Consider the following 25,088-nt stretch of genomic DNA (forward strand, 5'->3'; position numbering starts at 1 on the left):
AGTCACGTTTCGCCGTCCGGCACGCCCTGCGCCTCACGGCGCCACATTCCCGGGCTGATGCCGACCAGCGAGGAAAACACCCGGGTGAAGTGGCTTTGATTGGCGAACCCGGCCGATATCGCGATCTCCGCCAGCGACAGGTCGCGCACCGTCATCAACTGCTTGGCCGTGTCCACGCGCTGGCGGAGCAGCCATTGATGCGGCGGCAGGCCGGTGGAGACGCGAAATGCGCGCGAAAAATGACTGACCGAGAGATCGAACTCGGCTGCGATCTTTTCCAGTGAAAGCTTGCCGCGAAGATCGGACTCCAGCCTTTCGCAAGCCCGCTTGACCTGCCAGGGGGCAAGGCCGCCGCGCGCCGGCTCGGCGGCGCGCCGCAATCCGCCGTAGGTCGTCGCGACATGTGCGGTGAGCGCGAGCATCATGTGGTCGATGAAGAGCTGGTTGGCCTCTTCAGGCTGCCGCAACGCCGCCAGGAACGACGCGCCGAGATGGCGGATCGTCACATCGTCATGGCCGACGCCGGGCTGATAGGCGAGCTCATCGATCCGCAGCGCGCCGCTTTGTCTCGCCATATCGTCCAACGCCGAACGGGGCAAATGGAAGAACAGGGAATGGAAGGGCTTGTCGATGACGTAGCGCGGATCGCGTTTCAGGTCGTACAGATAGGTGGCACCGGCGCGGATATCGCGCTTGATCACGCATCGGCCGCGCTCCCAGCACTCGCAATCAGCGAAATCGCGGAATTTGAGGCTGACGAGATAGGCATCCTCCGGGGGCATCGACTCGGAAAGACGCGGGGTGGGATGATCATTGCGGGTCTCGGTGACCGCGAGCTCGGCGCTGCGCAGCGAACGCGTGACCAGAGTTGGCGGCGCATCCTTCAAATGCAAAAACCGTTCGAACTTCTGCGCGAGGACGCCCGCCTGTGCCATGGGAGTGCATCTCAACTGTGAGGAGACTGGGGAGCGGATACGCTACACCAGACCATGTCCAATTATCCGACATCGGCAAGTGACGGTCCAGACTTGCGCGTCGGAACGCTAGCCCCGTGACTCCTCGCCGCAGCTTTCGTCACGAGACGTTTTCACAAGAGATTTCAACGGATTCTGATGCCTCTTGCGCGAGCTCCGTTCAATGCCTCGACAACGCCTCGCCCGCCGATCGTGCATTTGTGAAAGCGCGCGCCTGCTTTGAGCATTCGCCACCGGCTGATCAATCCTGAGACAACGCCGGCCGACAGCTTCCGCGATCACGGAGTTGCGGCGTCACATGCCCTCAAATGCCACAAGTGCTCGCAAAGCTGGCACGACTACGTTCGTCGGATCGGCACCGAATAGCGTTTGCAGGAAACGCCATGCGCGACTGGTGAGTTGCAGCCGCTCGCTACTTCTTCTTTGCAGGTCCGAAGTCCGGCTGCCACGCGACTTCCTTGCGGGACGGGGCCGCGGCGATCACCTTGGCCTTGCCCTTCTTCAGCTTCGGAACGAAGACCGCTGCTACTCCGGCCTTGCTTTGACCTCCGGCAAGGGCGGCTTGCGCTCGAAGGGCTTCTTTTTCGGCGGTGCGGGCAGCAATCCTTCCCTGATCGCCTGCTTCCGGGCGAGCTTGCGGGCGCGGCGAATGGCCTCGGATTTCTCGCGGGTCTTTCTCTCGGACGGCTTCTCGTAGGAACGGCGCTGCTTCATTTCCCGGAAGACGCCCTCGCGCTGCATCTTCTTCTTGAGAACACGGAGTGCCTGCTCAACATTGTTGTCTCTGACGAGTACGTGCAATTTGTTCCTCCTGGCCCGGGCTGCGAACGCGACACGTCCTGCACGGCAGCCAATTGCGCAGGAGCTTCATTGCGATTTTTGAGGATAGTGACGGCGACTTTGTCGCGGCTTCGCGCGAGCCGATCTGCCTGTCACGGCGAGCAGCTGGTGGCGTCAACGTGCCCCCTGTCGCGCAGCGCTGTCAATCGATTACGTCCCGCTTGAAGCTCGACGGACACATGCAGGGCACCTCGATCGGAACGGAAGAACCGGCGCGCAGAAAACAAACCGGCTTCGCTCCTTGCAAAACCACGAAAATCATATATGTTGAGGCCGTTCGATTAGCCGCTGTGCCTTGTTGAATGCGCCCGCGGGCTCCTTTTCCAATGTCATCGACGAAGTTGAAGATAGCTGCGTGATTGTCACGCGGGATGCGCTTGTGCGCTTTGGAGAAGAAATGACGACAGGTACAGTCAAGTGGTTCAATGGCCAAAAGGGCTTCGGTTTCATTCAGCCGAGCGACGGTGGCAACGATGTGTTCGTTCACATCAGCGCCGTCGAGAGAGCTGGTCTTGCTGGTCTCGGAGAGGGCCAGAAGGTCAATTTCGAGATCAAGACCGACAAGGTGCGAGGCAAAGCGAGCGCTGAGAACCTGTCGCTGGCCTGATATCGTGGCGCCGTTTCACGGATGTACTGAAATGGCTGCTCCGCCCGCTCAATCCTGGGATTGAGCGGGTTTTGGCCGTTGTGGATCCGGGTGAGCGATGAGCACCAAGAAACCGGCAGAGCCGTCACCCGAAAGCATCGCGCGTTCCGATCGCAAACGCCTGGCCGCCGAAGAGGGCGCGAAGGCGTTGGCAGATGTCGAAAGGCAGGCCATCGAGGTTCGCAAGAACATGGCGCGGCTCCGAGAGGTACGCGAGGCGAAGCAAGCGGCTGATGAAGCTCTTCGAACAGCCTTGCCGGCGCCAGTGCTCAAGAAGCGTTCGAGGAAGCCGGTGCGATAGTCGTATTCAACACCGCCGGCGAAATCTGAAGAGCCGATCCCATGCCGGAGGGTGCAGATCGTGCCTAGAATCAAGCCCGACCACGGAACCATCACGTTCTTTCTCGCGTCCGGCGCCAATCGGCAGATGTGCCGGCTTGCCACGACATTCAACACGCAGAAGCAGGCCTTCAGTTACCTGCAGAAGCATCGAACGGAGTTCGAGCGTATGGCCCGGGCCCGCCTTGCTTCAGGGGACCTCGAAGACGGGATTGTCGTGCTTTCGATGCTCTAAAGCATGATCCGGAAAAGTGCGCAGCGGTTTTCCAAAAGGACCATGCTTGAGCAACAACCCAAAGCGCGATCTCAATTGACCTGTCGAACTCTCTCGCGGAATGAATGTCGCGCTCGAGACGGGACCGCTCGCATCCCGAACAATGATGGCCAGGCCGTCGCTGCCGTCGAACGGCTCAAGCTGCTTGGCAATATCAGCGAGATACGGCGCTGCCTCGATCTTCGCGGGCCGCCGGCTGCCCAGATCCAAACCTTCTTCGTCTACGACGCGCGGTTCCGCATCCCGGATGTCAAACTAGAACTGCGACGCTAGGTCGTCCTCTCGGACTGGCTTCGTCGTTCAGCTTCCCTCGCCAGCCGTTCAGCTTTCAGTCGCTCCCGATTTTCGTGGAAGGCCTGCTCCGCTTTCTCGTAATCAGTCGCGGGCTTCGTCGCCGGCTGTTTGAAGTGGCTATTCGCCTCGTTCGCTGCATGCGATTGGGAATGTCGTCTCATTGCTCCTCCTCCATGTCGCTGGTAGTTCGAATTCCTCCGGTGTCGGCGGCTTCCTGGTGCTCAGCCGATTCTCGGATCGGCTTGCCGCGCTTGGACCGATCAATTCGCACGCGATCGAACTCCTCGGGGCCGTCGAGCAGATCCCGCTTGCGGACCGCCCTATCCTCCGCCGTCGTCCTCGTGTCGCCCATGCGATCGATCGCATCGCCAGCCATTTTGCGAGCGCGCCGCTTCTGGCGATCCGTATCCGTGTACAACGCAAGCCCCAGTTCCACCAAGCGGCTTATTGCCTCGGACAGGCTGGGCTTGTCGCTCTGACAAGCCATCCATGCCGTGATGGCCTTGAGCTGCGGTTGCGAAGGTCGAAGGCCTGCCGCTCGGACGGTGGCGCTGCTTTGTGGTCTTTTCATCGGGCCCATGCCGTTTGCAAACAGGACATGGCGCGGTGCTCCTTCGGCGGATGTCGGGGACCAAATCGCCGGTCGTCAATGCGTTCCTTATCGGCTGCGAATATCGCCCGAGGGCAGCTACGCCGACCGCTTCACCGCATCCCCGCCCGCCGGCGCAAGGTCAAGCCGCGTCAGCATGGTCCTCGCCTGCTCCGCGCAGTGGTCGATCAGCCAGCGCTCGAAGGCGACAGGAGGCAGCGCGGGTGAATAGAGGAAGCCCTGGACGATGTCGCAGCCGAGTTCGGCCAGCGTCTTGCGCTGCCCCTCGGTCTCGACGCCCTCGGCGACCACGGTCATGCCGAGACCCTGGCCGACGCGGACCACCGCAGTTGCGATCGCGAGCGCGCCCGCGTCTTTCTCGATGTCGCGCATGAAACTGCGATCGATCTTCAATTCGCGGATCGGCAGATGCGCGAGCCGGCTCAGGCTGGAATAGCCGGTGCCGAAATCGTCCACCGAGAGGCCGACGCCGAGCTCGCGGATCGCGTTCATCGTCTCCAGCGCTGCGACGCCGTCCTGCATGAACGCGCCTTCGGTGATCTCCAGCATCAGCGCGTCCGGCGGCAGATCGTATTCGGCCAGGATGTCCTTGAGCCGCGCCGCCAGCGTGACGTTGCGGAAATTGATCGGCGACAGGTTCACCGAGACGCAGGGAATGTTGAGCCCTGCGTGGCGCCAGCTCGCCATCTGGCGGCAGGCCTCGCGCACGGACCAAAGGCCGATCTGCTCGATCAGGCCGCATTCCTCGGCGAGCGGGATGAACTTTGCCGGCGAGACGTCGCCCAGCACGGCATCGCGCCAGCGCGCCAGTGCCTCGACGCCATGGATCGCGCCGTCGCAGCTGCGGATCTGCGGCTGGTAGCTGAGACTCAGTGCGCCCTCCGCGATCGCGCGGCGCAGCGCCGCGATCAGGGCCAGCCGCTGCTCGGCGAGCACGTTCATCTCGGTACTGAAGATGCGATGGGTCGAGCGTCCGGCCTGCTTGGCCATGTACATGGCGGCATCGGCCTGCTGCATCAAGGTGTCGATATCGGTGGCGTGATCGGGATAGAGGCTGATGCCGATGCTGGCGGACAACGGCATCAGCTTCGATCCGAGCCGGAGCGGCCGCGCCAGTGCTTCGGCGAGATCGGCCGCGACGCGCTCGGCGTCCTCGGCGTTGCGTTGCGGCAGCAGGATGACGAACTCGTCGCCGCCGAGCCGCCCCAGCATGTCCCCGGGGCTGATATGCTCGCGCAGGCGCTGCGCGAGTTGAACCAGGAGCTCGTCGCCGGCGGCATGACCGAGCGTGTCGTTGACGTCCTTGAAATGATCGACGTCGAGGAAGGCCAGCGCGACGTGGCTGCCGGTCGGGCACGCATCGATTGCGGTGGTGATCAGGTGCCGCAGTTGGGCGCGGTTCGGCAGGCCGGTGAGGATGTCGTGATAGGCGAGCCGCGCGATCTCGGCGCGCGCCTCCTTGCGCTCGATCGCGAAGGCGCCGAGATTGACGCAGGCCTCAACGATGCGCCGGTGCCAATTGCTCGGCTCACGCGGCTCGCGGTAATAAAAGGCGAAAGTCGCGATGACGCGGCCGTCCTTGGCCTTGACCGGGGTCGACCAGCAGGCGCGCAGGCCGATCGCGAGCGGCATCGCCTTGTAAGGCTGCCAGCGCGGATCGGTGTCGAGATCGGCCGCCAGAACCGGCGTACCGTAGAAGGCCGCGGTGCCGCAGGAGCCGACATTGGGACCGATCGCGATGCCGTCCAACGCGCGGGAATAGTCCTCAGGCAGGCTGGGACCACCGAGCGGATGGATCAGGCCGGCAGCATCGACGTGGAGCAGCGAACAGACGGCGTCGGGCGCGATCTCCTCGACGCGGCGGCACAGCCGGTCAGCGATCTCGCCGATCGGCACCTCGTCGGCGAGTGCGCTCATGATGAGTTGCTGAAGCGAACGCAGCTGCTTGGTCTCGGTGATGTCCTCGAGCAGCGCGAAGATATGCTTGACCCGGCCCTTGCCGTCGCGGAAGACGTCTATCCGCGCGGAGACCCAGATCTCCTCGCCGTCCTTGTCGTAGACGAGTACGTCGGCCTCTCCACGCTGGCCGCCACGCATCAGGCGCGTGACGAGCTTCGCGAGGGCCTTGCGATCGGTGTGACGACCGGCAACGAGCTCGGCGACGGGGCGACCTGCGGCCTCCTCGCTGGTATAGCCGAACAGCGCCGTGAACGCCGAATTGACGTAGACAATGTTCTGCTCGACGTCGGTGACGATCACCGCGCGGTTGGTCTGGTCGGAGACGGCGTGGAACAGCCCGATCCTGACGCGTCGCTCCGCATCAAGAGTGACATCGCGTGCGAACACGATGCGATGGGTCGCGCCGGCAATCGTCGTTGATGACATCGCGACCTGCACCTTGATACGACTGCCGTCGCGCCGCACGAGGCTGATCTCTTCGCGGAAGTCCGCGGTCGCGCCGGCCTCGAGACATTTGAGGGTGAGAACGGCGGCGTTACGGCCGAGCACCTCGGTGGCAGCGAACTTCCAGATCCGCTCCGCGGCAGGGTTGAAGTGCGTGATGCGATGCGCGTCATCGACGACGACGATACCATCGTCGGCGCGTTCGACCGCGACGCGCAGCACGTCCGGCATTTCGATCGCAAGACAATCGGAGGCAGGCATCGTTAGACCCGGACGTCATCGGGAAGAAGTGGCACTGAACCGACGCTAGCGCTCCGATGGTGTCCAAGACGTTCTTGCAGGCCCGCAGCGCCACGCCAAGACACGACATGCTTAACGTTCTCCAAAGAAGGAACGAACAATGCCGTGATTGAGAAAACCTACTCCGCAGTGCCGCCGGGGAGCTTGTGCAGCCGGCCGGCCACGGCCCGCACCTTGCCGGGGGCCGCCCGCCAGATCGCGAACGCCGACAGTCCGCTCATGACCGTCGCGATGGCAAAGGCAAGCGTGTAGTCGCCGGCACGATCATAGAGGAAGCCTGTCACCCACGGTCCGGCCGCACCACCCGCCAGCGCCGCAAGCATGATCGTGCCGAAGATGCTGCCCTGATGCTTGCCCTGGAAAATCTCGAATACCACCGCCCCCATGATCGAGGTGAGGCCGTAACCGAGCGCGCCTTGCACGAAGACCATCACGTAGACCAGCCACAGCGACGGCTGGAATTTCAGCGCCATCAGCGCCGCAAAGCAGATCGCAAAGCCCGCGCAGCTGATCGCCCACACCCATTCTCGCCCGATCCGGTCGGAGACATGGCCGAGCAGGATCTGGCCGGGAATACCGAGCAGGCTGACCATGCCGAGTGCCCACACCGCAACGCTGGGGCTGAAGCCGATGTCGAGCAGGAACTTGGTCTGGTGCACCTGCACCGCGTACCAGATGTAAAGGCCGCAGAAATAGCCGAGCGCGATCCACCAGAAACGCGCGGTCGCGACGGCTCGCTTGAGCGTCCAGTCGATGCGGACCCAGACCGGATCGACGACGTTGGAGACCGGCCGGGCTGCGCCCCGCACCGGGGCGGCATCGCCGTCCGGTTCAAGGCCGATGTCCTCCGGGCGCTTGTGCAAGAGCAGATTGACCGGCGCCAGCACCATCAGGACGAGCAGTCCCATCGCGGTGCAGGCGGTGCGCCAGCCGGTCTGCTCGATCATGTGCTGCACCCAGGGCAACAGCGTCACCGAGCCGATGCCGACGCCGGCGAAAGCGATACCGATGGCGAAGCCGCGCTTGCGGATGAACCAGTTCGGCAGGAACAGCGACTGGCCGGAATAGCCGAGACAGACGCTGCCCGCACCGACCATGACGCCGATAGTGACATAGAGGTGCCAGGGCGCGCTGGTCAGCGGTGCCAGCAGCAGTCCGCCACCCATCAGCACGACACCGAGCTCCATCACCGCGCGCGGACCGGCGCGATCCATCAGGCGGCCGATCAGCGGGCTGACCACGCCCGACACCACGAAGCCGAAGGAGAAGGCGCCGGCCGTGACGCCGCGCTCCCAGCCGAATTCGGAGATGATGGGCGGAAAGAACAGCGAAAAGGCGGTACGCGCGTTGACGCCAATGGCCATGGTGACGAAGGTCACGGCGACCACCACCCAGCCGTAGAAGAACGGAAGCCGCATGTTGTGCTGTTTCATCCCTAGACGTTCCTTCGGATCATCCGGGGATGCTCTGGTCAAGCGCTTTTTCGCGCATGCCACTTTGAGCCGCAGCGCAACCGCGCCTGGGAGCGGTGTCCCCGCGGCCATCCTTCGAGAGGCCCGCTTGATGCGGGCTCCTCAGGATGAGGACAGAGTGTGTGGCAGCAGTTCAACAGGCACCGGTGCTGCTTAGCCTCATCCTGAGCTCAGCGCGGCGGTCGTTTCGAAGGACGAGGCGCGCGCTCAGGCGGCATCGAGCTGTGAGGATTTGACCGGCGCGTCGAACAGGATCCGCTCGATCGGCTGCGGGCGGCCGAACAGATAACCTTGCGCAAAATTGACGCCGAGCGCCTTCAGCCGCTCGAACTCCTCGGACGTCTCGATGCCCTCGGCCGTGACCGACATGTCCAGCCCGCGCGCCAGTGTCACGATCGCGGAAATGATGGCGGAGCTGCGCGGCTGATGCGTGAGGTTGCGGATGAACGACTTGTCGATCTTGATCTTGTCGAACGGGAACGCGGTCAGGTAGCTGAGCGACGAATAGCCGGTGCCGAAATCGTCGAGCGCGAGCTCGATCCCGATGCTCTTCAGCCGCTCCATGAAGGCGTGGTTCTCGGCGGCGCGCTCCAGCAGCACGGATTCGGTGATCTCGATCTCCAGCCTCTGCGGCGGCAGGCCGGAATCGGCGAGCGCCGCGCAGATCATTTCGAACAGCTCGGCTTCCTTGAACTGGATCGGCGACAAATTGATGGCGACCATGAGATCGCAGGGCCAGCCGGCGGCGTCCGCGCAGGCGCGGCGCAGCACGAATTCGCCGAGCGGCACGATCAGCCCGGTCTCCTCTGCAAGCGAGATGAACTGGTCCGGCGGGATCAGTCCGCGCGTCGGATGCCGCCAGCGCACCAGCGCCTCGAAGCCGCGCCGTACGCCGCCGAGGGCGTCGACGAACGGCTGGTAGTGCACCTCCAGCTGGCACTGCGCGATGGCGTCGCGCAGATCTCCCTCCAGCGTGTTGCGGGCCTCCAGCTCGGCCGACATCGCCTCGTCGTAAATGGTGAAACAGTTGCGGCCCGCCGATTTCGAACGGTAGAGCGCAAGATCCGCCTTCTTCAGGAGCTGCTCCTGATCGCTGCCGTGGTCCGGCGCGATCGCGATGCCGATGCTGGTGCCGATCTCGACGCGGTGTCCCGGCAGCAGGAATGGTTCGCTCACGAGCTTGGCGATCTGCGCCGCCAGCTCGGTCGAGCAGGCACGTTGATCCTCGCCGGCTTCCTGGATGATGGCGAATTCGTCGCCGCCGAGCCGCGCCAGCACGTCGTTGGCGCGCATTGCGGATTTCAGCCGCTGCGCCACCTGGCGCAGCAACGCATCGCCGGCTGCGTGACCAAGTGAGTCGTTGACGTTCTTGAAGCGGTCGAGGTCGAGCATCAGGATCGAGAAGGGCAGACCCGTCACGTCCGACTGCCTGTTCATCTCGTCGAGCCGGGTGAGGAAGAAGGCGCGGTTCGGCAGTCCGGTGAGTATATCGGTCTGGGCAAGCTCGAGCACGCGCCGGTTCGCCTGCGACAGCCGCCGCGAATTGCGGCTTGCGAGCATCAGATAGGTCGACAGCGACAGCGTCAGCAGCATGCCGACAATCAGCACCGCGCCCGCGCGATCGTAAGTCGTAGCCAGCGGACCGCCGGCGGTTGGAACCGCCCGCACCTGCCAGTCGGCATCGCCGATCTTGAGACTGCCCGACCATTGCACGGCCCGCGCGATGTCTTCCATCGACCGCGGCGCGGCGGCGGACGACGAGTAATCCGGCAGCGTTTCCTCCAGGTTGGCGATCTCCGCCGTGAAGGGCGGGTAGATATTCATGCTGACCGCGGGGCTTGCTCCGGTGGTCACGCGAATGGAGTGGATCAGCAGCGGCAGGTCGAAGATGCCGACCACGAAGCCGGCGAGATTGCGGCGCCGGTCCGCGATCTCCTCGCGTGACGTGCCCTTGGCGTAGACGGGAATCGCGACGAGGACGTCGGGCACCCGGCCGCCCCCTTGCTTCGGCTCGAAGAGGCGCGTGCGAATGGCTGCGACGCGATCGTTGTCGCGGGCGCGCTCCAGCACCGCCCGGCGCTCCGGAACCGTCGCGTAGTCCATGCCATAGACCGACGAAGTCTTCGGCCGAGTCGAGTAGAACACCGGAAAATACTCGTCGCTCTGCGGCGCGACGGCGAAGCCGTCGCCCTGGAGCGACTTGATACGATAGCCGGATACGCCGTCGGTGATCGCCGCGGCCTCGTATTCCGCGCGCTCCTTGCGGTTGACGCGCGGCAGCCAGGCAATGCGCAGCATGCCGGGATGTCGCTCGAACAGGCGGGCGCTGAAGGTCTCGAATTCGCTGCGGGTGACTTCGTCGCTGGTCGATTCGAACAGCGTGCGCAGTGCGAGCAGCCTGGAGATGTACTCGTTCGTGCCGTTCTGCATGACGGTCGCTTGGGCCGAGGCCGCGTTCTCGAACTCGATCCGATTGACGCGATCTTCCCACCGCGCTACGGCAGCAGCGCCCACGATCGAGAACAGAAGGCCGATGCCGACCGCAACGAGCGCAGGGCGATAGAGCCCGAGCAGCGGCGCGGCACGCCACCATCCCCTCATACGCCCCCGATCCTGATCGTTCTGATCGCGACCGCTCATCTTTGATCCGCAAATCCCCATGGGTACGGCGGCCCGAACTTCTGGTTGAGCCGCCGGCGCGACTATCGGGCCAGGATCGGGGTTAAGAACTGCCCAATTTCGGAAACCGGACCGCTGCGCATCGCGCGGCTTAGTTAACGATTGCCCCGAAAGTTGCGGCAGAGTGGCAATAACTTACCGGTTTTCCCCGGAGTCTTACGGACCGTCGACGGGCACAAATTAGCGTCCTGTTTAGCCCGCTCGACCTATCGTTTCCGCAACGCCTCCTACATCCGGCAAGCATCCTCATGGCACGATCGCCGTTCGCGACCTACGTCGGCTTGACCATTGCGCTGCTCGCCGCAGCGACGCATTCCGCCAAAGGCGACGAAGTCGGCGTCGGCGAAGACGCGATCCTGTTCGGTCAGGCGGCAGCGCTCGAGGGCCCCTCCTCCACGCTCGGACAGCGCATGCGGCAAGGCATCGTCGCGGCGTTCACCGAGATCAACGCCAAGGGCGGCATCCACGGCCGCAAGCTTCAGCTCGTCAGCCGCGATGACGGCTACGACCCCGACCGTTCGGTGACGCAGACGCTGCGCCTGATCGAGGACGACAAGGTGTTCGCGCTTATCGGCGCGGTCGGCACGCCGACCGCCATCGCGACGATTCCGATCACCAGCACCAGGAACATTCCCTTCATCGGCCCCTTCAGCGGCGCCGAATTCCTCCGCGACCTCGAGCTTCTCAACGTCGTCAACATCCGCGCGAGCTACGGCGCGGAGGCCGAGGCCTGGGTCAAGCACCTCACCGAGGATCGCCGCTTCACCCGCATCGGCATCTTCTACCAGGACGATTCCTTCGGCCGTGACGGTCTCCTTGGCGTCAAGCGCGCGCTTGCGAGGCGCGGCCTCGAACTCGCCGCCGAGGGCACTTTCGAGCGCAATACCCGCGCGGTCGCCGCAGCCTTGCGGGTGATCAAGCGCGCCGAGCCCGAAGCCATCGTCATGGTCGGGACCTATGGTCCCTGCGCGGAATTCATCAAGCTGGCGCACCGCGGCGGCTTCTATCCGGCCTTCGTCAACATCTCCTTCGTCGGCGCCAACGCGCTCGCGGGGGAGCTTGGCCCGGACGGCGAGGGCGTCATCGTCTCGCAGGTCGTGCCTTTTCCCTGGGACCGCTCGCTCAAGCTCGTCGCCGACTACCAGGCGGCGCAGCAGGCGTTCGATCCGACGCTGACACCGGACTTCGTGTCGCTCGAAGGCTATATCTCCGGCCGCCTCGCGGCCGCGGCGCTGGAAAAGGCCGGACCGAAGCCGACACGCGCAAGCCTGTTGCGCACCATCAACGATATCGGCCGTTTCGACATCAGCGGCACCACCGTCACCGTTGGCCCGCGCATGATCGACGCGCCGCCGAAGGTGTTTTTGACGGTGATCCAGAAGGACGGGTCGTTCAGGGCGGTGGATCGGCTCTAGGGCTGCGATAGCGCATGCAAGTGCTGGAGGACGTCATGCCCGGGGCTTGTCCAGGCTTGTCCCGAGCATGACGATGTGGAAGCTTCAGTGCGCCGAGCGCCAGATCCGTCGCTTCACGGCCGCCGCGTCCACCGATCGGCATTGACGGCGCCTTGAGGGACCTCGCCTTTGACGATGGCCTCGACTTGCCGCACAGTGTCCAGCGACTGGTATTCGATCGCCTGCGGCGTCAGCCCGCCGACATGCGGCGTGGCGATCACGTTGGACAGCCTCGCCAGCTCGGGCGTCGGCATCTGGTCGGGAGCGCGGCCGACATCCATCGCCGCGCCGGCGATGCGGCCCCCGCGCAGCGCGCGCGCCAGTGCGGCTTCATCGACGAGATTGCCGCGCGAGAGATTGACGAAGACGGCATGCCTCTGCATGCGCGACAGCGCCGCTTCGCCGATCAGGTTCTCGGTCTGCTCGTTGGCGACGGCGAGGCAGACGACGTAATCCGATGCGGCGAGCAGCTCGTCGAGCCCGACCTGGCGAATGGCGCTGTCGCTGACGGTCGCGAAGGGATCGGCGACCAGCACCTCCATGCGCAGCACTTTTGCCACTTCGGCAAGATAGCGCCCGATGCTGCCATAGCCGATGATGCCGATTCGGCTGCCGGCGAGCTGGCGGCCCATCCGCGCCTCCGCCTTGCGACCGGCCTGATAGTCGGCAGTGGTCCGCGACACCCCGCGGGAGAGATCGACCATGAAGCCGAGCGCGAGCTCGGCCACCGCCTGCACGAAGCCGGGTCCGGCGCGAGTCACGAGCACGCCGGCCTCCGAGGCCGCTTCCACGTTGACGTTGCGGATGTCGACGGCGCAGCGGACGAACGCCCGCAGGCGCGGCAATTGCGCAAAGATCTCGCCGCGGCCCTCGGTCATGCGATCGGCGACGATGATGTCTGCGTCCTTGGCGGCGCGTACCAGGCCGGCTGCGTCCAGCGGGTCATCGCCCTCGTGCAGGATCACCTCGGCGGCCGCGCGCAGGCCGTTCAGGCTGCGATCGCCATAGTAATTGCGCCGCATCTCCGGGGTGTGAGCCAGCAGGACCTTCACGGCAGCCCCCTTCAGTAGCCGAATGCCCGCGGCAGCGCGGTCGAGAGCCACGGCACGAAGGCGATGACGAGCAGGCAGAGGAACAAGAGGCCGAGATAGCCCATGATCGGCTTCACGGTCTGTTCGATCGGCACGTTACCGATCAGGCAGGCGCCGTAGAGGCCAAGTCCCAGCGGCGGCGCGAACAGGCCGATGCCCATGGCGATGACGAGCACGACGCCGAAATGCAGGGGATCGACGCCGAGCTGCACGGCGACCGGCAGCAGCAGCGGCCCAAAGATGATCAGGGCGGCCGCGCCTTCCAGCACCGAGCCCATCACGATCAGCACTGCGATCGCCAAGAGGATGAACAGCCAGACGCCCGAGGTCTTGGACAGGCCGAGCATGAAGTCGCCGACCGCATGCGGCACCTGCTGCAAGGTCAGCGTGAACGCCAGCGACTGCGCGGCGGCGACTATGAACAGCACGAGGCCTGCGCGCGTCGCCGCCTGCACGAAACTGTGCGCTGCCGATTTGAAGCCGAGCTCGCGGAACACCACGCTGCCGACGACGAGCGCATAGGCCACCGCGAAAGCCGATATCTCGGTCGCGGTGGCAAAGCCGCTCTTGAAGCCGAAGAAAATCATGAAGATCAGGCCGAACGAGGCGATCGCGCCGCTCCACAGACCCGACACCGGCATTTGCGGCTCGACATCCTCCGCCTCCGCCGGCCGCTTGCCGAAGATGATGGACACCGCGATCAGTACCAGCGCCATCAGCGCCGACGGCAAGAGACCCGCGACGAACAGGCCGCCGATCGACAGGTTCGCCACGAAGCCGAGGATGATCAGGTTGATGCACGGCGGAATGGTCTCCGCCATCACCGCGGAGGCTGCGAGCAGCGCCACCGCGCCGCCGGGGTTCTGCTTCGAGCGTCGCGCCGCCGGGATCAGCACCGAACCGACCGCGGCGACGTCGGCCATCTTCGAGCCGGAGATGCCGGAGAACAGCACCATCGAGGCCACCATCACGACGTTCAGCCCACCGCGCATCCGGCCCACGGCGCGCTGCAGCAACTCGATCAGCCGCACCGACATGCCGTTGGCTTCCATGAGATAGCCGACCAGGATGAAGAAGGGGATCGCGAGCAGCACGAAGTTGTCGATGCCGCGTGCCATCTGCTGGGCGAAGATGACGCCGGGCAGCGCGCCCTCGACCCAGATGAAGATCAGCGCGGCGAGCGCCAACGCAAATCCGATCGGCAAGCCGCCGAACAGGGTGGCGAAGAAGCCGGTCAGCATCAGCATGCCCGCCGACGGCACCGACGACGGCGACAGATGATCCCAGGCGAGATAGAGGCCGGTCACGGCGATGATGGCAACGAGGCCCCTGACGATCTCGGGGAGCGGCCTCGCGCAGAGATGATCCATCGCGAACACCGTCATGAACAGCGCGCCGATGCCCATCGGATAGAAGGTCAGCTCCAGCGGCAGGCCGGAGCCGGTGGTCTGCCCCGACGTCAGCGAGCCCAGCTTGACGGCGTTGTAGGCGACGTAGCCGGAGATCACCACGATCAGCAGCGCGCTGGCGGCATCGACCAGTGTGCGCAGCCGCACCGGCAAGAGATCGCGGAAGAACGACACACCGACATTCTCGTCGCGCGCGAGCGCGCTCGCCGCGCCGAAGAAGGCCGAGCCGACCATCAGTCCGCGAGCAACGTCGTCGGACCATTCGACCGGCGCGTTGAAGAAGAAGCGCAGCAGCACGGAGGCGCACACCACCACGAGATCGGCGGCCAGCAGAATGGCCGCGATCGCATCGCTGAGCCGAAGCAGCAGGACGATGCTGCCGTGGCGGCCGCCCGAGAGGGGCACGGCAGCTGTCATGGTCATGTCAGGCTTGGGTCGCGCGGATGATGTCGATGACGGCCTTTGAGCCAGGCCGCGCCTTGATGAAGTTCTCGGTCTGCGGCTCCACGCGCTTCTTGAACGCCTCGCGGTCGCATTCGGCGACCGTCACGCCCTTCTCGGTCAACGCCGCAAGCGCCTCCTTCTCGACCACGAGTCCATGGGCTCGGGTGTCGGCCGCGGCCTTCTTGGCGGCATCGAGGAAACCCTCGCGCAGCTTCGGATCCATGCGATTGTAGGTCATGTCGCTGAAGTAGATCGCGAGCGGCGAAAAATTGTGCTGCGTCAGCGCGTAGAACTTCGCCGTTTCGAAGAACTTGCTGGCCAGGATGGTCGGCGGATCGTGCTCGAGCCCATCGAGCACGCCGGCCTGCAACGCCGTGTAGATCTCGCCGAAGGCGAGCGGCGTCGCGGCCGCGCCCATCAGGCGCAGGCATTCGGTGATAACGGGATTTGGCAGGGTGCGGATCTTGAGGCCGGCAAGATCCTCCGGCGTCTTCACCGGCTTCTTCGCCAGCACGCTGCGAGAGCCGAAATTATAGGCCCAGGCGATGATGCGGATGTTGCCGCCCTTGAGCAGCGCATCCTCGATCGGCTTGGCGGCGCCGGCATCGAACGCCTTGGTCTGCTGCGGGAAGCTCGAGAACAGGAAGCCGAGATCGAAGGTGCCGACCAGCGGCACCAGGTTGGCCGAGATCGATGAGCCCGACACCATGAGATCGATCACGCCGAGCTTCACCGAATTGATGACGTCGATTTCCTGGCCGAGCTGGTTGTCGGGGAAGAAGGTGACCTCGACCTGCTCGCCGAGCCCGTTGCCCTTCAGGTTCTTGACGAGATTGTCGTAGTAGACGCGGCCGTTGGCGTATTTGGGATCGTTCGGCAGCGAGGAGGAACACTTCAGCTTCAACGTCGCAGCTTCCGCGCGGCCGATGATAGCGGGAGAGAGCACCAGGCCGGCGGTGGCCGCCGCCGACGACTTGATGAACGCGCGACGGTTCACGGGCACGATGGTCATTGAGCGGTCTCTCCCCGATTCTTTTTGTTCGATGCGGTCGTTGCCGCAGCCAGTTGCGCGGACTGTATGGCCAAAGCGACAGCACAGGCAAGCATGGCGCCGGCCATCGCAGAACGGCGCGAGACGCCTGCCCGCAGTCCACATGCAGAGCAAAACGACGACGAATCCCCGGGGATTCCTTGCGGTGGTCGGCCTGCGGCCCGCTCTGCGAAAGACATCCTTTCGCGAGGACATGGCATCAATCCAATTGGAGCATGGATCAATGCGCGATTCACATGGATGAACTCGGAACGATGCTGTTCCGCTCCGGCAGATACCCTGCCCCATTTTGCCGCGGCCCCTGCGTGATCCAGCGCACAGACGGCTCGTGGCGCAGACGTAGAAAAAGTGACATCATCGCACGCATTGCCGATCGAGGTGACACCATGCGTCGTCCGACATTTTCCAATTTTCTGCTTGCATCCGGTCTTCTTGCGCTCACGCAGTTGATGACGCCGACCGGCGCCGCCGCCGAAACGCGGCTTGCACTGGTCATCGGCCAATCCGCCTATCGCGCCGTGCCGGAGCTGCCCAACGCCGCCAACGACGCCAAAGGCATGACGGAGCTGCTCGGCAACGCCGGCTTCACCGTCACCACCGCGGCCAATCTGGCGCAGAACGAGATGCGCGCGGCGATCTCGGATTTCGCCGGCAAGGTCAGTGCCAGCGGCAGCGATACCGTCGCGCTGGTGTTCTATGCCGGCCATGGCCTGCAGATCGACGGAGAAAATTATCTAGTGCCGGTCGATCTCGACCCCAAGCGTGAGGCCGACATTCCGCTTCAGGGCGTGCGGCTCAACGACCTGCTCAACACGCTCGGCGCGCTGCCGACGCGGGCGCGCATCTTCATGCTCGATGCCTGCCGCAACAATCCGTTCCCCGCGCTCAGCGGCGCCGGCCACGGCCTTGCGATCGTCGACACCAAGGCGGGCGCGCCCGGCTCGTTCATCTCCTATTCGACCTCGCCCGGAGCCGAAGCCGAGGACGGCAACGGCACTGACAGCCCCTACACGGCGGCCGTGCTGACGGTCGCCAAGGAGCCCAATCTGCCGATCGAGGAGATGTTCAAGCGCATCCGCGTCGCCGTGGCGCAATCGACCGACGGCCGGCAGATTCCCTGGGAGAGCTCGTCGTTGACCACCGACTTCAGGTTCTTCGGCGAGGGCAGCGGCCAGACGTCTTCCCTTCCAGGCACAGATTCGATGGCGCTTGCCAGCGGCACGCGCAGCCTCGAGGACTGGCGCAAGGAATTGCAGGGCAAGCCTGCCCCGGTCGCCTATGAACTCGTGATCACCGAGGACACTGTGCCCGCTTATCAGGCCTATATCGAACTCTACGCACAGGACGCCCGCACGCCGCGCCTGCGCACAGTGCTCGAGCGGCGGCGGCAGATGCTGGCCTGGGAGCGCGCGACCGCGATCAACACACGCGCCTCGTTCGAGGCTTATCTGCAGAACTGGGACAACAGCGATCTCGCGGCAACCGCGCGCAGGCTGCTGCTCCGCGTGCAGAACCGCAACTACGCCTTGCCCGTGGCCGCCGCGACAACGCCCGTCGCGGTCGCGATGACGCCGACCTGCCCGTGCTCGACGCCGTCGCCGCCGGCAACGCCCGTCAACCCGAACGTCGCGCCCGCCATCAAGAAGCGCGTCGACGAGACCCCGCCGAAGCGCAAGGTGGTCGAGACGCCGCCCAAGCGACGACCGCCGTCTGACCAGGTGATCTACGAGCGCGCTCCGCCGCCGGATCGCGGCCCGCCGCCCGAGGCTGTCATGCAAGGCATCGGCGTCGGTGTTGGTATCGGCCTCGGCGTAGGAATGGGCAGCCGCGGCGGCGACCATTATCGCGGCGATTACCGCAGGTACTGAGCCGGTCCGTCACAAACACGACATCCGCGCTCGCGCCAAGCGCGCGAGCCATGCGACAGGGCCGGATAATCCCGCTGCACGGCCTCGCGAACCCAGCCCGCCTGGATCGCGCGCGACAATACCTGCGCGGCCTTGATGTCGTCAGCCTTCATGCAGAGGTAGACGATGCGACGCACCGCATCGTCGCGCATCAGGTCGTCGAAAATCTTCATCGCGATCTCCATCGCGGCGCGGGCCGCGCGTTCATAGCGCTCGCGCTCACGCTTGCCGGTCTGCCCGGAACCTCCGACGTTTTCGGCGCTTGCCCTCGCGGCCTGGCAGATGTTGCGGATCTGGTCGGCCGCCTCGATGTCGCCGATCGGCGCCTGGACCGGCTCATCCCAGATGTCGGCCGGCTGCCGCCTTGCGAACCACTTCATGATTGCCCCACCCGTGATCTTTGATGGCTCGCAGCGTTCAGGAGATGCGGCGCGGCCCGATCGCCTCGAACTGCGCCTTCTGCTCGTCGTTCAGCGTGGCGTAGAAATCATCGAGCGCCGCGCGCACCGACTTGATCCCGTCCAGCATCACGTCGAGCCGCTTGCGGATCGCGGCCATGCGTGCCGGCGGTGTCATCACGTCATTGGGCTCGCAGGCCGCCTTGAGCGATGCGCTGACTCTGGCGCTGGTATCCTGGAGCACCTGCAGCGCCGCACGCTGGGTGTCGTTGGGATGCAGCCTCTCCTCGATCGTGGCGCCGGGCCAGTCGAACGCCGCGGACGCGCTGCAATTCTGCACCGACGACCGGCCCGCATTGTTCGATGCCGTTGCACGACGCTGATCGTCAGCCAGCGCATTGAAGCGCGCCTTCTGCTCGTCGTTAAGCGAACCATAGAACGTGTCGAGTGCGGGCTGGACCAGATCGACCGCCTTCTGCATGGCTTCGACACGCTGCTGCATCGCCGCGAGCCGGCCGGGCGCTGTCGCTGCGGCCTGGGTCGGACAGGACGTGCGGATCAGCGCCGCCGCGTCGACCGAGGCATTGCCGAGCGCGTCGAGAGCGGCGATTTGCGCATCCGTCGGCTGCACCGCGGCCGCGATCTGATCGATCGGCAAACCGACGATGGCGCGCCGGTCGCTGCCGCAGAGCTGATCGAGCGATGCGCTGCGCGCCCGCCGTCGTCCCTGGGGCTGCTGCGGCAGATAGGCCGACAGGCGATCATAACCATAGGGGCCGAAGATGCCGGCGTAGATGTCGGGATAGCCGTAGCCCCAGAAGCCGAGCCCGTCGCCCCAGATCGTGTAATCATAGAAGTCGTTGTAGGCGAACGGCCAGAACAGCGGCCCGACCCAGCCATAGCCACCGCCCGGGTGCTGCCACCATCCGCTGCTTGCGCCGCTCCAGCCCGCCAGTGCGGCTGCGGCCGCGAGTTGCGCGCGGGCTGCCGGATTGCTGATCAGCCGGCCATTGCGGAATGCGCTGGCGTTCAGGGCATTGCGGAAATCCGCAGGGCGGATCGCTGCATTGCGGATTTGACCGAAATTCGGGCCGCCACGTCGGGCACCGGTGGTGAACCGCATTCCGCGATGATGCCCGCCGCCATGTGCATGCCCGCCGCCGTGACCGCGGAAATGGCCGCCGCCGTGATGACCACCGCCATGCCCGCCTCCGTGGCCACCGCCATGCCCGCCTCCGTGGCCGCCGCCATGTCCGCCTTTCGCCAGCGCCGCGCCAGCCAGCATGCAGGCAAAAGCCACCGCCGCAATTCCAATGACCGGTCGCACCGTCGCACCCTCCCGCGCAAGCCCTGCCATTGAGGCATCGGAACTTGGCGGGAATTGGAACCGACGAGATTGCCGAAAGTTCCCGATGCCTTGCGGCGCAGGCCTTATGCCTCCGGCACGATCTTGCCGGGGTTGAAGATGTTGAGCGGGTCGAGCGCCTTCTTCAACGCCCGCATCGCGTCGAGCGCCTCGGGGCCGAGCTCGGCCTCGAGATATTTCTGCTTGCCCTGTCCGATGCCGTGCTCGCCGGTGCAGGTGCCGTCCATCGCCTGCGCGCGCTCGACCAGGCGATGCATGAACTCCTCGCCGCGCGCCATCTCCTCGGCGTCGTTGGTATCGCAGACCAGCGAGCAGTGGAAATTGCCGTCGCCGACATGGCCGACGATCGGCGACAGCAAATTGAGACGCTTGAGATCCTCCTCGGTCTCGCTGACGCAGTCGGCGAGCCGCGAGATCGGCACGCAGACGTCGGTCGCGACCACGCCGATGCTGTCGCCGGGCCGCAGCGCCTTCACCGACCAATAGGCGTCGTGCCGCGCCTGCCAGAGCTTCGTGCGGTCCTCGGGCTTGGTGGTCCAGGAGAAATCGCCGCCGCCGCATTCCCTTGCGATCTCGCCAAACGCCTTGGACTGCTCGCCGACCTCGATCTCGCTGCCATGGAATTCCATCAAGAGCAGCGGCGTCTCCGGCAGCGTCAGCTTCGAATAGGCGTTGCAGGCTTTCACCTGCGCGGCATTGAGCAGCTCGATGCGCGCGACGGGAATGCCGGTCTGGATCGCCAGGATCACGGCCTGGCAGGCCCCGTGCACGGTGTCGAACGAGACCGCGCCCGCCGCGATCGTCTCGGGGATGCCGCGCAGGCGGATGGTCAATTCCGAGATGATGCCGAGCGTGCCCTCGGCACCGACGAACAGATGCGTGAGGTCGTAGCCGGCCGACGATTTCTTCGCGCGCGTGCCGGTGGTGATGATCTCGCCGTCGCCGCGCACCACTTTCAGCGCCAGCACGCTGTCGCGCATGGTGCCGTAGCGCACCGCATTGGTGCCGGAGGCCCGGGTCGAGGCCATGCCGCCGAGCGAAGCATCCGCGCCGGGATCAATCGGGAAGAACAGGCCCTGGTCGCGCAGATGCTCGTTCAGCGCCTTGCGGGTGACGCCGGGCTGGATCACGCAGTCGAGGTCCTCGGCATGCACCGCGAGGACCTTGTTCATGTCGCGCAGGTCGATCGAGATGCCGCCCGCGGGCGCGTTGACCTGGCCCTCGAGCGAGGTGCCGGTCCCGAACGGAATGACGGGGACGCGGTTCTTGGCGCAGATCCGCACCACGTCCTGGATGTCGGCGGTCTCCTGCGCCATCACCACGCCATCAGGCGGCTGATTGGGGATCCAAGTGGTGGTATGGCCGTGCTGCTCGCGCACGGCCTGCGAGGTGATGAGGCGGTTGCCGAAGCGTGCGGCAAGCTGCTCCAGCGCGCTTGCGAGGGCTTTCGGCTCCGGCCGCGGCGGATTATTGGTGATGGTCGTACCCACGGAATTCCTCCCGACAGAAGAACCGTGGCAAAGGACATAAAGCCGGTCAAGTCAAGCGACCGGACGCATAGCTAGGGAATGAAGCATGCCGGAGACTGCCGCCACCGCCCCAAACGCCGAGCCGTTCCGTTCGTCGATCATGCAGATCGAGCCGCAATGGATCGACTATAACGGCCACCTCAACATGGCCTATTACAACGTGATGTTCGACCGCGCGATCGACCAGCTCTGGCTCGAGCTCGGGATGGGGCCGACGTACATGACGGAGCGAGGCAACTCGAGCTTCACCGCCGAGTGCCATGTGCGGTATTTGCGCGAAATCCATCTCGGCGATCCCGTGCAGATCTTCGTCTGGCTGCTGGAGGCCGACGACAAGCGGCTGCACACGTTCGAGGAGATGCGGCACGCGTCAGAGGGCTGGCTGTCGGCCACGTCCGAGAACATGTCGCTGCACATGGACATGACGGCCCGGCGCGTCGCGCCGTTTCCGCCTGACATCCGCGAGCGTATCGCTGGGGTCACGAAGGCCCACGGCGCCGTGCCGCGGCCTGAGGGCATCGGCCGGAGCGTGGCGATGCCCGCGAAGAAATAGCAATTCGGACGCCGCCTGATCGTGGTTCACCTCTCCCCGTCGGGGAGAGGTGAACACGCTGCGCTATATCCGGTTGCGACCGCGCGCCAGGCCGACCACGGCCGAGACCAGGAACAGGACAACCGCGATGAAGAAGATGATCTTGGCGATCTCGATCGAAGCGCCAGCGATACCGCCGAAGCCAAGGATGCCGGCGATCAGTGCGATAACCAGAAACGTCACAACCCAGCCTAGCATGGTCAAACCCTCGTCTTGATGTTGTCTGCGTCGACGCGGCTGGCCGCGCCACCTGCCCTGACAATCTCGACGCGGGAACGATGGTTCCGGCCCATGCGGGAGCGAAATTCGCGGCCCGTGCTGGAACAAATCGGCCTGCCGCGCACGTGGAAAACCTGCCCCCGGCGCCCCATATAGGCTCCAATCCCTGGTATGAAGGCTCCCTTCCGTCACCCCGCGGTGCCATCGTGGGGCCAATGATTCGCATGACCGAGCCGAGCAAGATCACAAGCGTACCCGACCACCAGCCCGCAGCCGGCGGCATCGCCGCGCGTGCGCGCGCCTCGGTGGGTCCGAAATACCTCTCCGGGCTCAATCCGGAGCAGCGCGAGGCGGTGGAGACCCTGGACGGCCCGGTCCTGGTGCTGGCCGGCGCCGGCACCGGCAAGACGCGGGTCCTGACCACGCGCATCGCGCACATCCTGAGCCAGGGCCGCGCCCGTCCCGCCGAGATCTTGTCGGTGACCTTCACCAACAAGGCCGCGCGCGAGATGAAGCACCGGCTCGGCCAGATGCTCGGCCATGCCGTCGAGGGCATGCCGTGGCTCGGCACCTTCCACTCCATCGGCGGCCGCATCCTGCGTTTCCACGCCGAGCTGGCGCAGCTCAAGTCGAACTTCACCGTGCTCGACGTCGACGACCAGGTCCGGCTGCTCAAGCAACTGCTGCAGGCCGAGAACATCGACGACAAGCGCTGGCCGGCACGGATGCTGGCCGGCCTGATCGACGGCTGGAAGAACCGCGGCCTGATGCCGTCGCAGGTGCCCTCGGGCGAGGCCGCTGTCTTCGCCAACGGCAAAGGCGGCAAGCTCTATGCGAGCTACCAGGAGCGGCTGAAGATCCTGAACGCAGCCGATTTCGGCGATCTCTTGCTGGAGAACATCCGGATCTTCCGCGAGCACCCGGATATTCTCCGGCAGTACCAGCAGCGCTTCAAATACATTCTGGTCGACGAGTACCAGGACACCAACGTCGCGCAATATCTGTGGCTGCGGCTGCTGTCGCAGGCGCCGTCTTCCAACTCGTCATTGCCGGGATTGACCCGGCAATCCATCGATTCTTTGCAAGATGGATCACCGGGTCTCGACGCTTCGCGTCGGCCCGGTGATGACGACAATGATGATGTTGCGCTGCCCGCTGCGAACGAAAAGTCCCACGTCAAAAACATCTGCTGCGTCGGCGACGACGACCAGTCGATCTATGGCTGGCGCGGCGCCGAGGTCGACAACATCCTGCGCTTCGAGCACGATTTCCCCGGCGCCAAGGTGATCCGCCTCGAGCGCAACTATCGCTCGACCGGCCACATCCTCGCCGCCGCCTCGCATCTGATCGCGCACAATGAAGGCCGGCTCGGCAAGACGCTTCGCACTGAGGATCAGGACGGCGAAAAGGTCACGGTGACGGGCTCCTGGGATTCGGAAGAGGAAGCCCGCGGCATCGGCGAGGAGATCGAGCAGCTGCAGCGCCAGGGCGAGAAGCTCAACGAGATCGCAATCCTGGTGCGCGCATCCTACCAGATGCGCGAGTTCGAAGACCGCTTCGTCACGCTCGGCCTGCCCTATCGCGTCATCGGCGGCCCGCGCTTCTACGAGCGCGCCGAAATCCGTGACGCGCTGGCGTATTTGCGCGTCATCAACTCGCCGGCCGACGATCTCGCCTTCGAACGCATCGTCAATACGCCCAAGCGCGGTCTGGGCGATGCCACCGTGCAGATGCTGCACGACCATGCCCGCAAGCGCCGCATTCCCCTGTTCGAGGCCGCGCGCGCGGTGGTCGAGACCGACGAGCTGAAGCCGAAGGCGCGCGGGTCTTTGCGCGACCTCGTCGCCCAATTCGACCGCTGGCGCGCGCAGCGCGAGGTCACCGCGCACACGGACCTCGCCCAAATCGTGCTCGACGAGAGCGGCTATACCGAGATGTGGCAGAAGGACCGTTCGGCGGACGCTGCGGGCCGGCTGGAGAACCTGAAAGAGCTCGTGCGCTCGATGGAGGAGTTCGAGAACCTGCAAGGATTCCTCGAGCACATCTCCCTGGTAATGGACCGTGAGGGCGGTGCCGAGGACGACGCGGTGTCGCTGATGACGCTGCATTCGGCCAAGGGCCTCGAATTCGACAATGTATTCCTGCCGGGCTGGGAGGAAGGCCTGTTCCCGAGCCAGCGCACGCTGGACGAACAGGGGCGCGCCGGCCTCGAGGAGGAGCGCAGGCTCGGCCATGTCGGCCTCACCCGCGCGCGCCGCCGCGCAAAGATCTATTTTGCGACCAACCGGCGGATCCACGGCACCTGGTCGACCACGATCCCGTCGCGCTTCCTCGACGAGTTGCCGGCGGCCAATGTCGAGATCACGGAATCCAAGGGCGGCTCGGGCTGGGGCGGCACCGGCGGCTACGGCGCCTCGCGCTTCGACGACATGGAGGCGTTCGGCTCCAGCTATTCGACGCCGGGCTGGCAGCGCGCCCAGGCCAATCGCAACCGCGGCAGCGGCCGCAATGGCGGCGGAAGCGGCTTCGAGGAGGAGGCCACCACGTTCTCCTCCGCGTCGTCCTCACCCGATTTCGGCAGCTTCTCCTCGCGCCGCCGCGGGCCTCTGACGATCGAGGGCGAGCTGGTCGCCAAGTCCACAGGCACGACCTCGGAGTTCTCGCTCGAAGACCGCGTCTTCCACCAGAAATTCGGCTACGGCCGCGTCACCAGGATCGACGGCAACAAGCTCACCATCACCTTCGACAAGGCCGGCGAAAAGAAGGTCGTGGACAGTTTCGTGCAGCGGGCGTGAAC

At 65.2% G+C, this 25,088-nt stretch carries 21 protein-coding genes; 7 read left to right on the plus strand and 14 right to left on the minus strand.

The genetic code is table 11. The features are described 5' to 3' along the window. Nucleotides 1-2 precede the first annotated feature (2 nt). Both ABIG06_RS03430 and rpsU read right to left on the minus strand, forming a co-directional pair. Nucleotides 3-935: an AraC family transcriptional regulator gene (locus ABIG06_RS03430; protein ID WP_370134240.1), complete on the minus strand. Its 933-nt coding sequence runs from the start codon at nt 933-935 to the stop codon at nt 3-5. Nucleotides 936-1,499: 564 nt separating this feature from the next. Then, nucleotides 1,500-1,775: a 30S ribosomal protein S21 gene (gene rpsU, locus ABIG06_RS03435; RefSeq protein ID WP_124159962.1), complete on the minus strand. Its 276-nt coding sequence runs from the start codon at nt 1,773-1,775 to the stop codon at nt 1,500-1,502. A 436-nt stretch (nt 1,776-2,211) separates the two neighbouring features. Here rpsU and ABIG06_RS03440 point away from each other — a divergent pair, with 436 nt between their 5' ends. The 3 genes from ABIG06_RS03440 (at nt 2,212) to ABIG06_RS03450 (ending at nt 3,034) form a co-directional block, all read left to right on the plus strand. Next, entirely contained in the window at nt 2,212-2,421 is a 210-nt protein-coding gene (locus ABIG06_RS03440; protein WP_124160095.1) for a cold-shock protein, read from the plus strand. Between the two features lie 97 nt (nt 2,422-2,518). Then, nucleotides 2,519-2,761 carry a transcriptional regulator gene (locus tag ABIG06_RS03445; RefSeq protein WP_124159963.1) on the plus strand — a complete coding sequence of 81 codons (243 nt, stop codon included), beginning with the start codon at nt 2,519-2,521 and terminating at the stop codon, nt 2,759-2,761. 51 nt (nt 2,762-2,812) lie between these two features. Next, nucleotides 2,813-3,034, plus strand: coding sequence for a hypothetical protein (locus ABIG06_RS03450; protein WP_124159964.1), 222 nt, complete (start codon nt 2,813-2,815; stop codon nt 3,032-3,034). Here the strand turns inward: ABIG06_RS03450 and ABIG06_RS03455 are convergent. From ABIG06_RS03455 to ABIG06_RS03475, 5 genes are all read right to left on the minus strand, one after another. Next, complete coding sequence (locus ABIG06_RS03455) at nt 2,990-3,283, minus strand: hypothetical protein (RefSeq protein ID WP_199751444.1); 294 nt, start codon at nt 3,281-3,283, stop codon at nt 2,990-2,992. The two genes, ABIG06_RS03450 and ABIG06_RS03455, sit on opposite strands and share 45 nt — an antisense overlap. 241 nt (nt 3,284-3,524) lie before the next feature. Then, entirely contained in the window at nt 3,525-3,947 is a 423-nt protein-coding gene (locus ABIG06_RS03460) for a hypothetical protein (protein ID WP_424578071.1), read from the minus strand. Nucleotides 3,948-4,055: 108 nt separating this feature from the next. After that, nucleotides 4,056-6,641 (minus strand): EAL domain-containing protein, encoded by a 2,586-nt coding sequence (locus ABIG06_RS03465; RefSeq protein ID WP_370134246.1) that lies wholly within the window; start codon nt 6,639-6,641, stop codon nt 4,056-4,058. A 158-nt stretch (nt 6,642-6,799) separates the two neighbouring features. Next, nucleotides 6,800-8,098, minus strand: a complete 1,299-nt coding sequence (locus tag ABIG06_RS03470; RefSeq protein ID WP_124160096.1) for an MFS transporter — start codon at nt 8,096-8,098, stop codon at nt 6,800-6,802. Between the two features lie 261 nt (nt 8,099-8,359). Further along, a complete protein-coding gene (locus tag ABIG06_RS03475) occupies nt 8,360-10,792 on the minus strand; it encodes a bifunctional diguanylate cyclase/phosphodiesterase (RefSeq protein ID WP_370134249.1) in 2,433 nt (810 codons plus the stop codon). Nucleotides 10,793-11,079: 287 nt separating this feature from the next. Between ABIG06_RS03475 and ABIG06_RS03480 the strand changes: the two genes are divergently transcribed. Then, nucleotides 11,080-12,246 carry an ABC transporter substrate-binding protein gene (locus ABIG06_RS03480; protein ID WP_370134251.1) on the plus strand — a complete coding sequence of 389 codons (1,167 nt, stop codon included), beginning with the start codon at nt 11,080-11,082 and terminating at the stop codon, nt 12,244-12,246. Between the two features lie 113 nt (nt 12,247-12,359). Here the strand turns inward: ABIG06_RS03480 and ABIG06_RS03485 are convergent, their stop codons facing one another. The 3 genes from ABIG06_RS03485 to ABIG06_RS03495 are packed head-to-tail and all read right to left on the minus strand — an operon-like array spanning nt 12,360 to nt 16,241. Next, nucleotides 12,360-13,337, minus strand: a complete 978-nt coding sequence (locus ABIG06_RS03485; protein ID WP_370134254.1) for an NAD(P)-dependent oxidoreductase — start codon at nt 13,335-13,337, stop codon at nt 12,360-12,362. An 11-nt stretch (nt 13,338-13,348) separates the two neighbouring features. Further along, a complete protein-coding gene (locus ABIG06_RS03490) occupies nt 13,349-15,202 on the minus strand; it encodes a TRAP transporter large permease subunit (protein ID WP_370140778.1) in 1,854 nt (617 codons plus the stop codon). A 7-nt stretch (nt 15,203-15,209) separates the two neighbouring features. Next, on the minus strand, nt 15,210-16,241 hold the full coding sequence (locus ABIG06_RS03495; RefSeq protein ID WP_124159972.1) for a TRAP transporter substrate-binding protein: 1,032 nt from the start codon (nt 16,239-16,241) through the stop codon (nt 15,210-15,212). A gap of 425 nt (nt 16,242-16,666) precedes the next feature. On the opposite strand from ABIG06_RS03495, the gene ABIG06_RS03500 reads away from it, so the two are divergent. Further along, on the plus strand, nt 16,667-18,148 hold the full coding sequence (locus ABIG06_RS03500; protein WP_370134256.1) for a caspase family protein: 1,482 nt from the start codon (nt 16,667-16,669) through the stop codon (nt 18,146-18,148). Here ABIG06_RS03500 and ABIG06_RS03505 read toward each other — a convergent pair. The 3 genes from ABIG06_RS03505 to ABIG06_RS03515 form a co-directional block, all read right to left on the minus strand. Continuing rightward, a complete protein-coding gene (locus ABIG06_RS03505) occupies nt 18,133-18,567 on the minus strand; it encodes a hypothetical protein (protein ID WP_370134258.1) in 435 nt (144 codons plus the stop codon). The genes ABIG06_RS03500 and ABIG06_RS03505 overlap by 16 nt on opposite strands. 37 nt (nt 18,568-18,604) lie before the next feature. Continuing rightward, complete coding sequence (locus ABIG06_RS03510) at nt 18,605-19,912, minus strand: Spy/CpxP family protein refolding chaperone (RefSeq protein ID WP_424578072.1); 1,308 nt, start codon at nt 19,910-19,912, stop codon at nt 18,605-18,607. A gap of 104 nt (nt 19,913-20,016) precedes the next feature. Next, nucleotides 20,017-21,441 carry an FAD-binding oxidoreductase gene (locus tag ABIG06_RS03515; protein WP_370134261.1) on the minus strand — a complete coding sequence of 475 codons (1,425 nt, stop codon included), beginning with the start codon at nt 21,439-21,441 and terminating at the stop codon, nt 20,017-20,019. An 85-nt stretch (nt 21,442-21,526) separates the two neighbouring features. Here ABIG06_RS03515 and ABIG06_RS03520 point away from each other — a divergent pair, with 85 nt between their 5' ends. Continuing rightward, nucleotides 21,527-22,033 (plus strand): thioesterase family protein, encoded by a 507-nt coding sequence (locus ABIG06_RS03520; protein WP_424578073.1) that lies wholly within the window; start codon nt 21,527-21,529, stop codon nt 22,031-22,033. A gap of 63 nt (nt 22,034-22,096) precedes the next feature. On the opposite strand, the gene ABIG06_RS03525 is transcribed toward ABIG06_RS03520, so the two are convergent. Then, a complete protein-coding gene (locus ABIG06_RS03525) occupies nt 22,097-22,270 on the minus strand; it encodes a DUF1328 domain-containing protein (protein ID WP_008556598.1) in 174 nt (57 codons plus the stop codon). A 236-nt stretch (nt 22,271-22,506) separates the two neighbouring features. Between ABIG06_RS03525 and ABIG06_RS03530 the strand changes: the two genes are divergently transcribed. Further along, nucleotides 22,507-25,086 (plus strand): ATP-dependent helicase, encoded by a 2,580-nt coding sequence (locus tag ABIG06_RS03530; protein WP_370134265.1) that lies wholly within the window; start codon nt 22,507-22,509, stop codon nt 25,084-25,086. Nucleotides 25,087-25,088: the final 2 nt, after the last annotated feature.

Origin of the sequence: Bradyrhizobium sp. USDA 326 (assembly GCF_049739485.1) — a bacterium.
Taxonomy (GTDB): Bacteria; Pseudomonadota; Alphaproteobacteria; order Rhizobiales; family Xanthobacteraceae; genus Bradyrhizobium.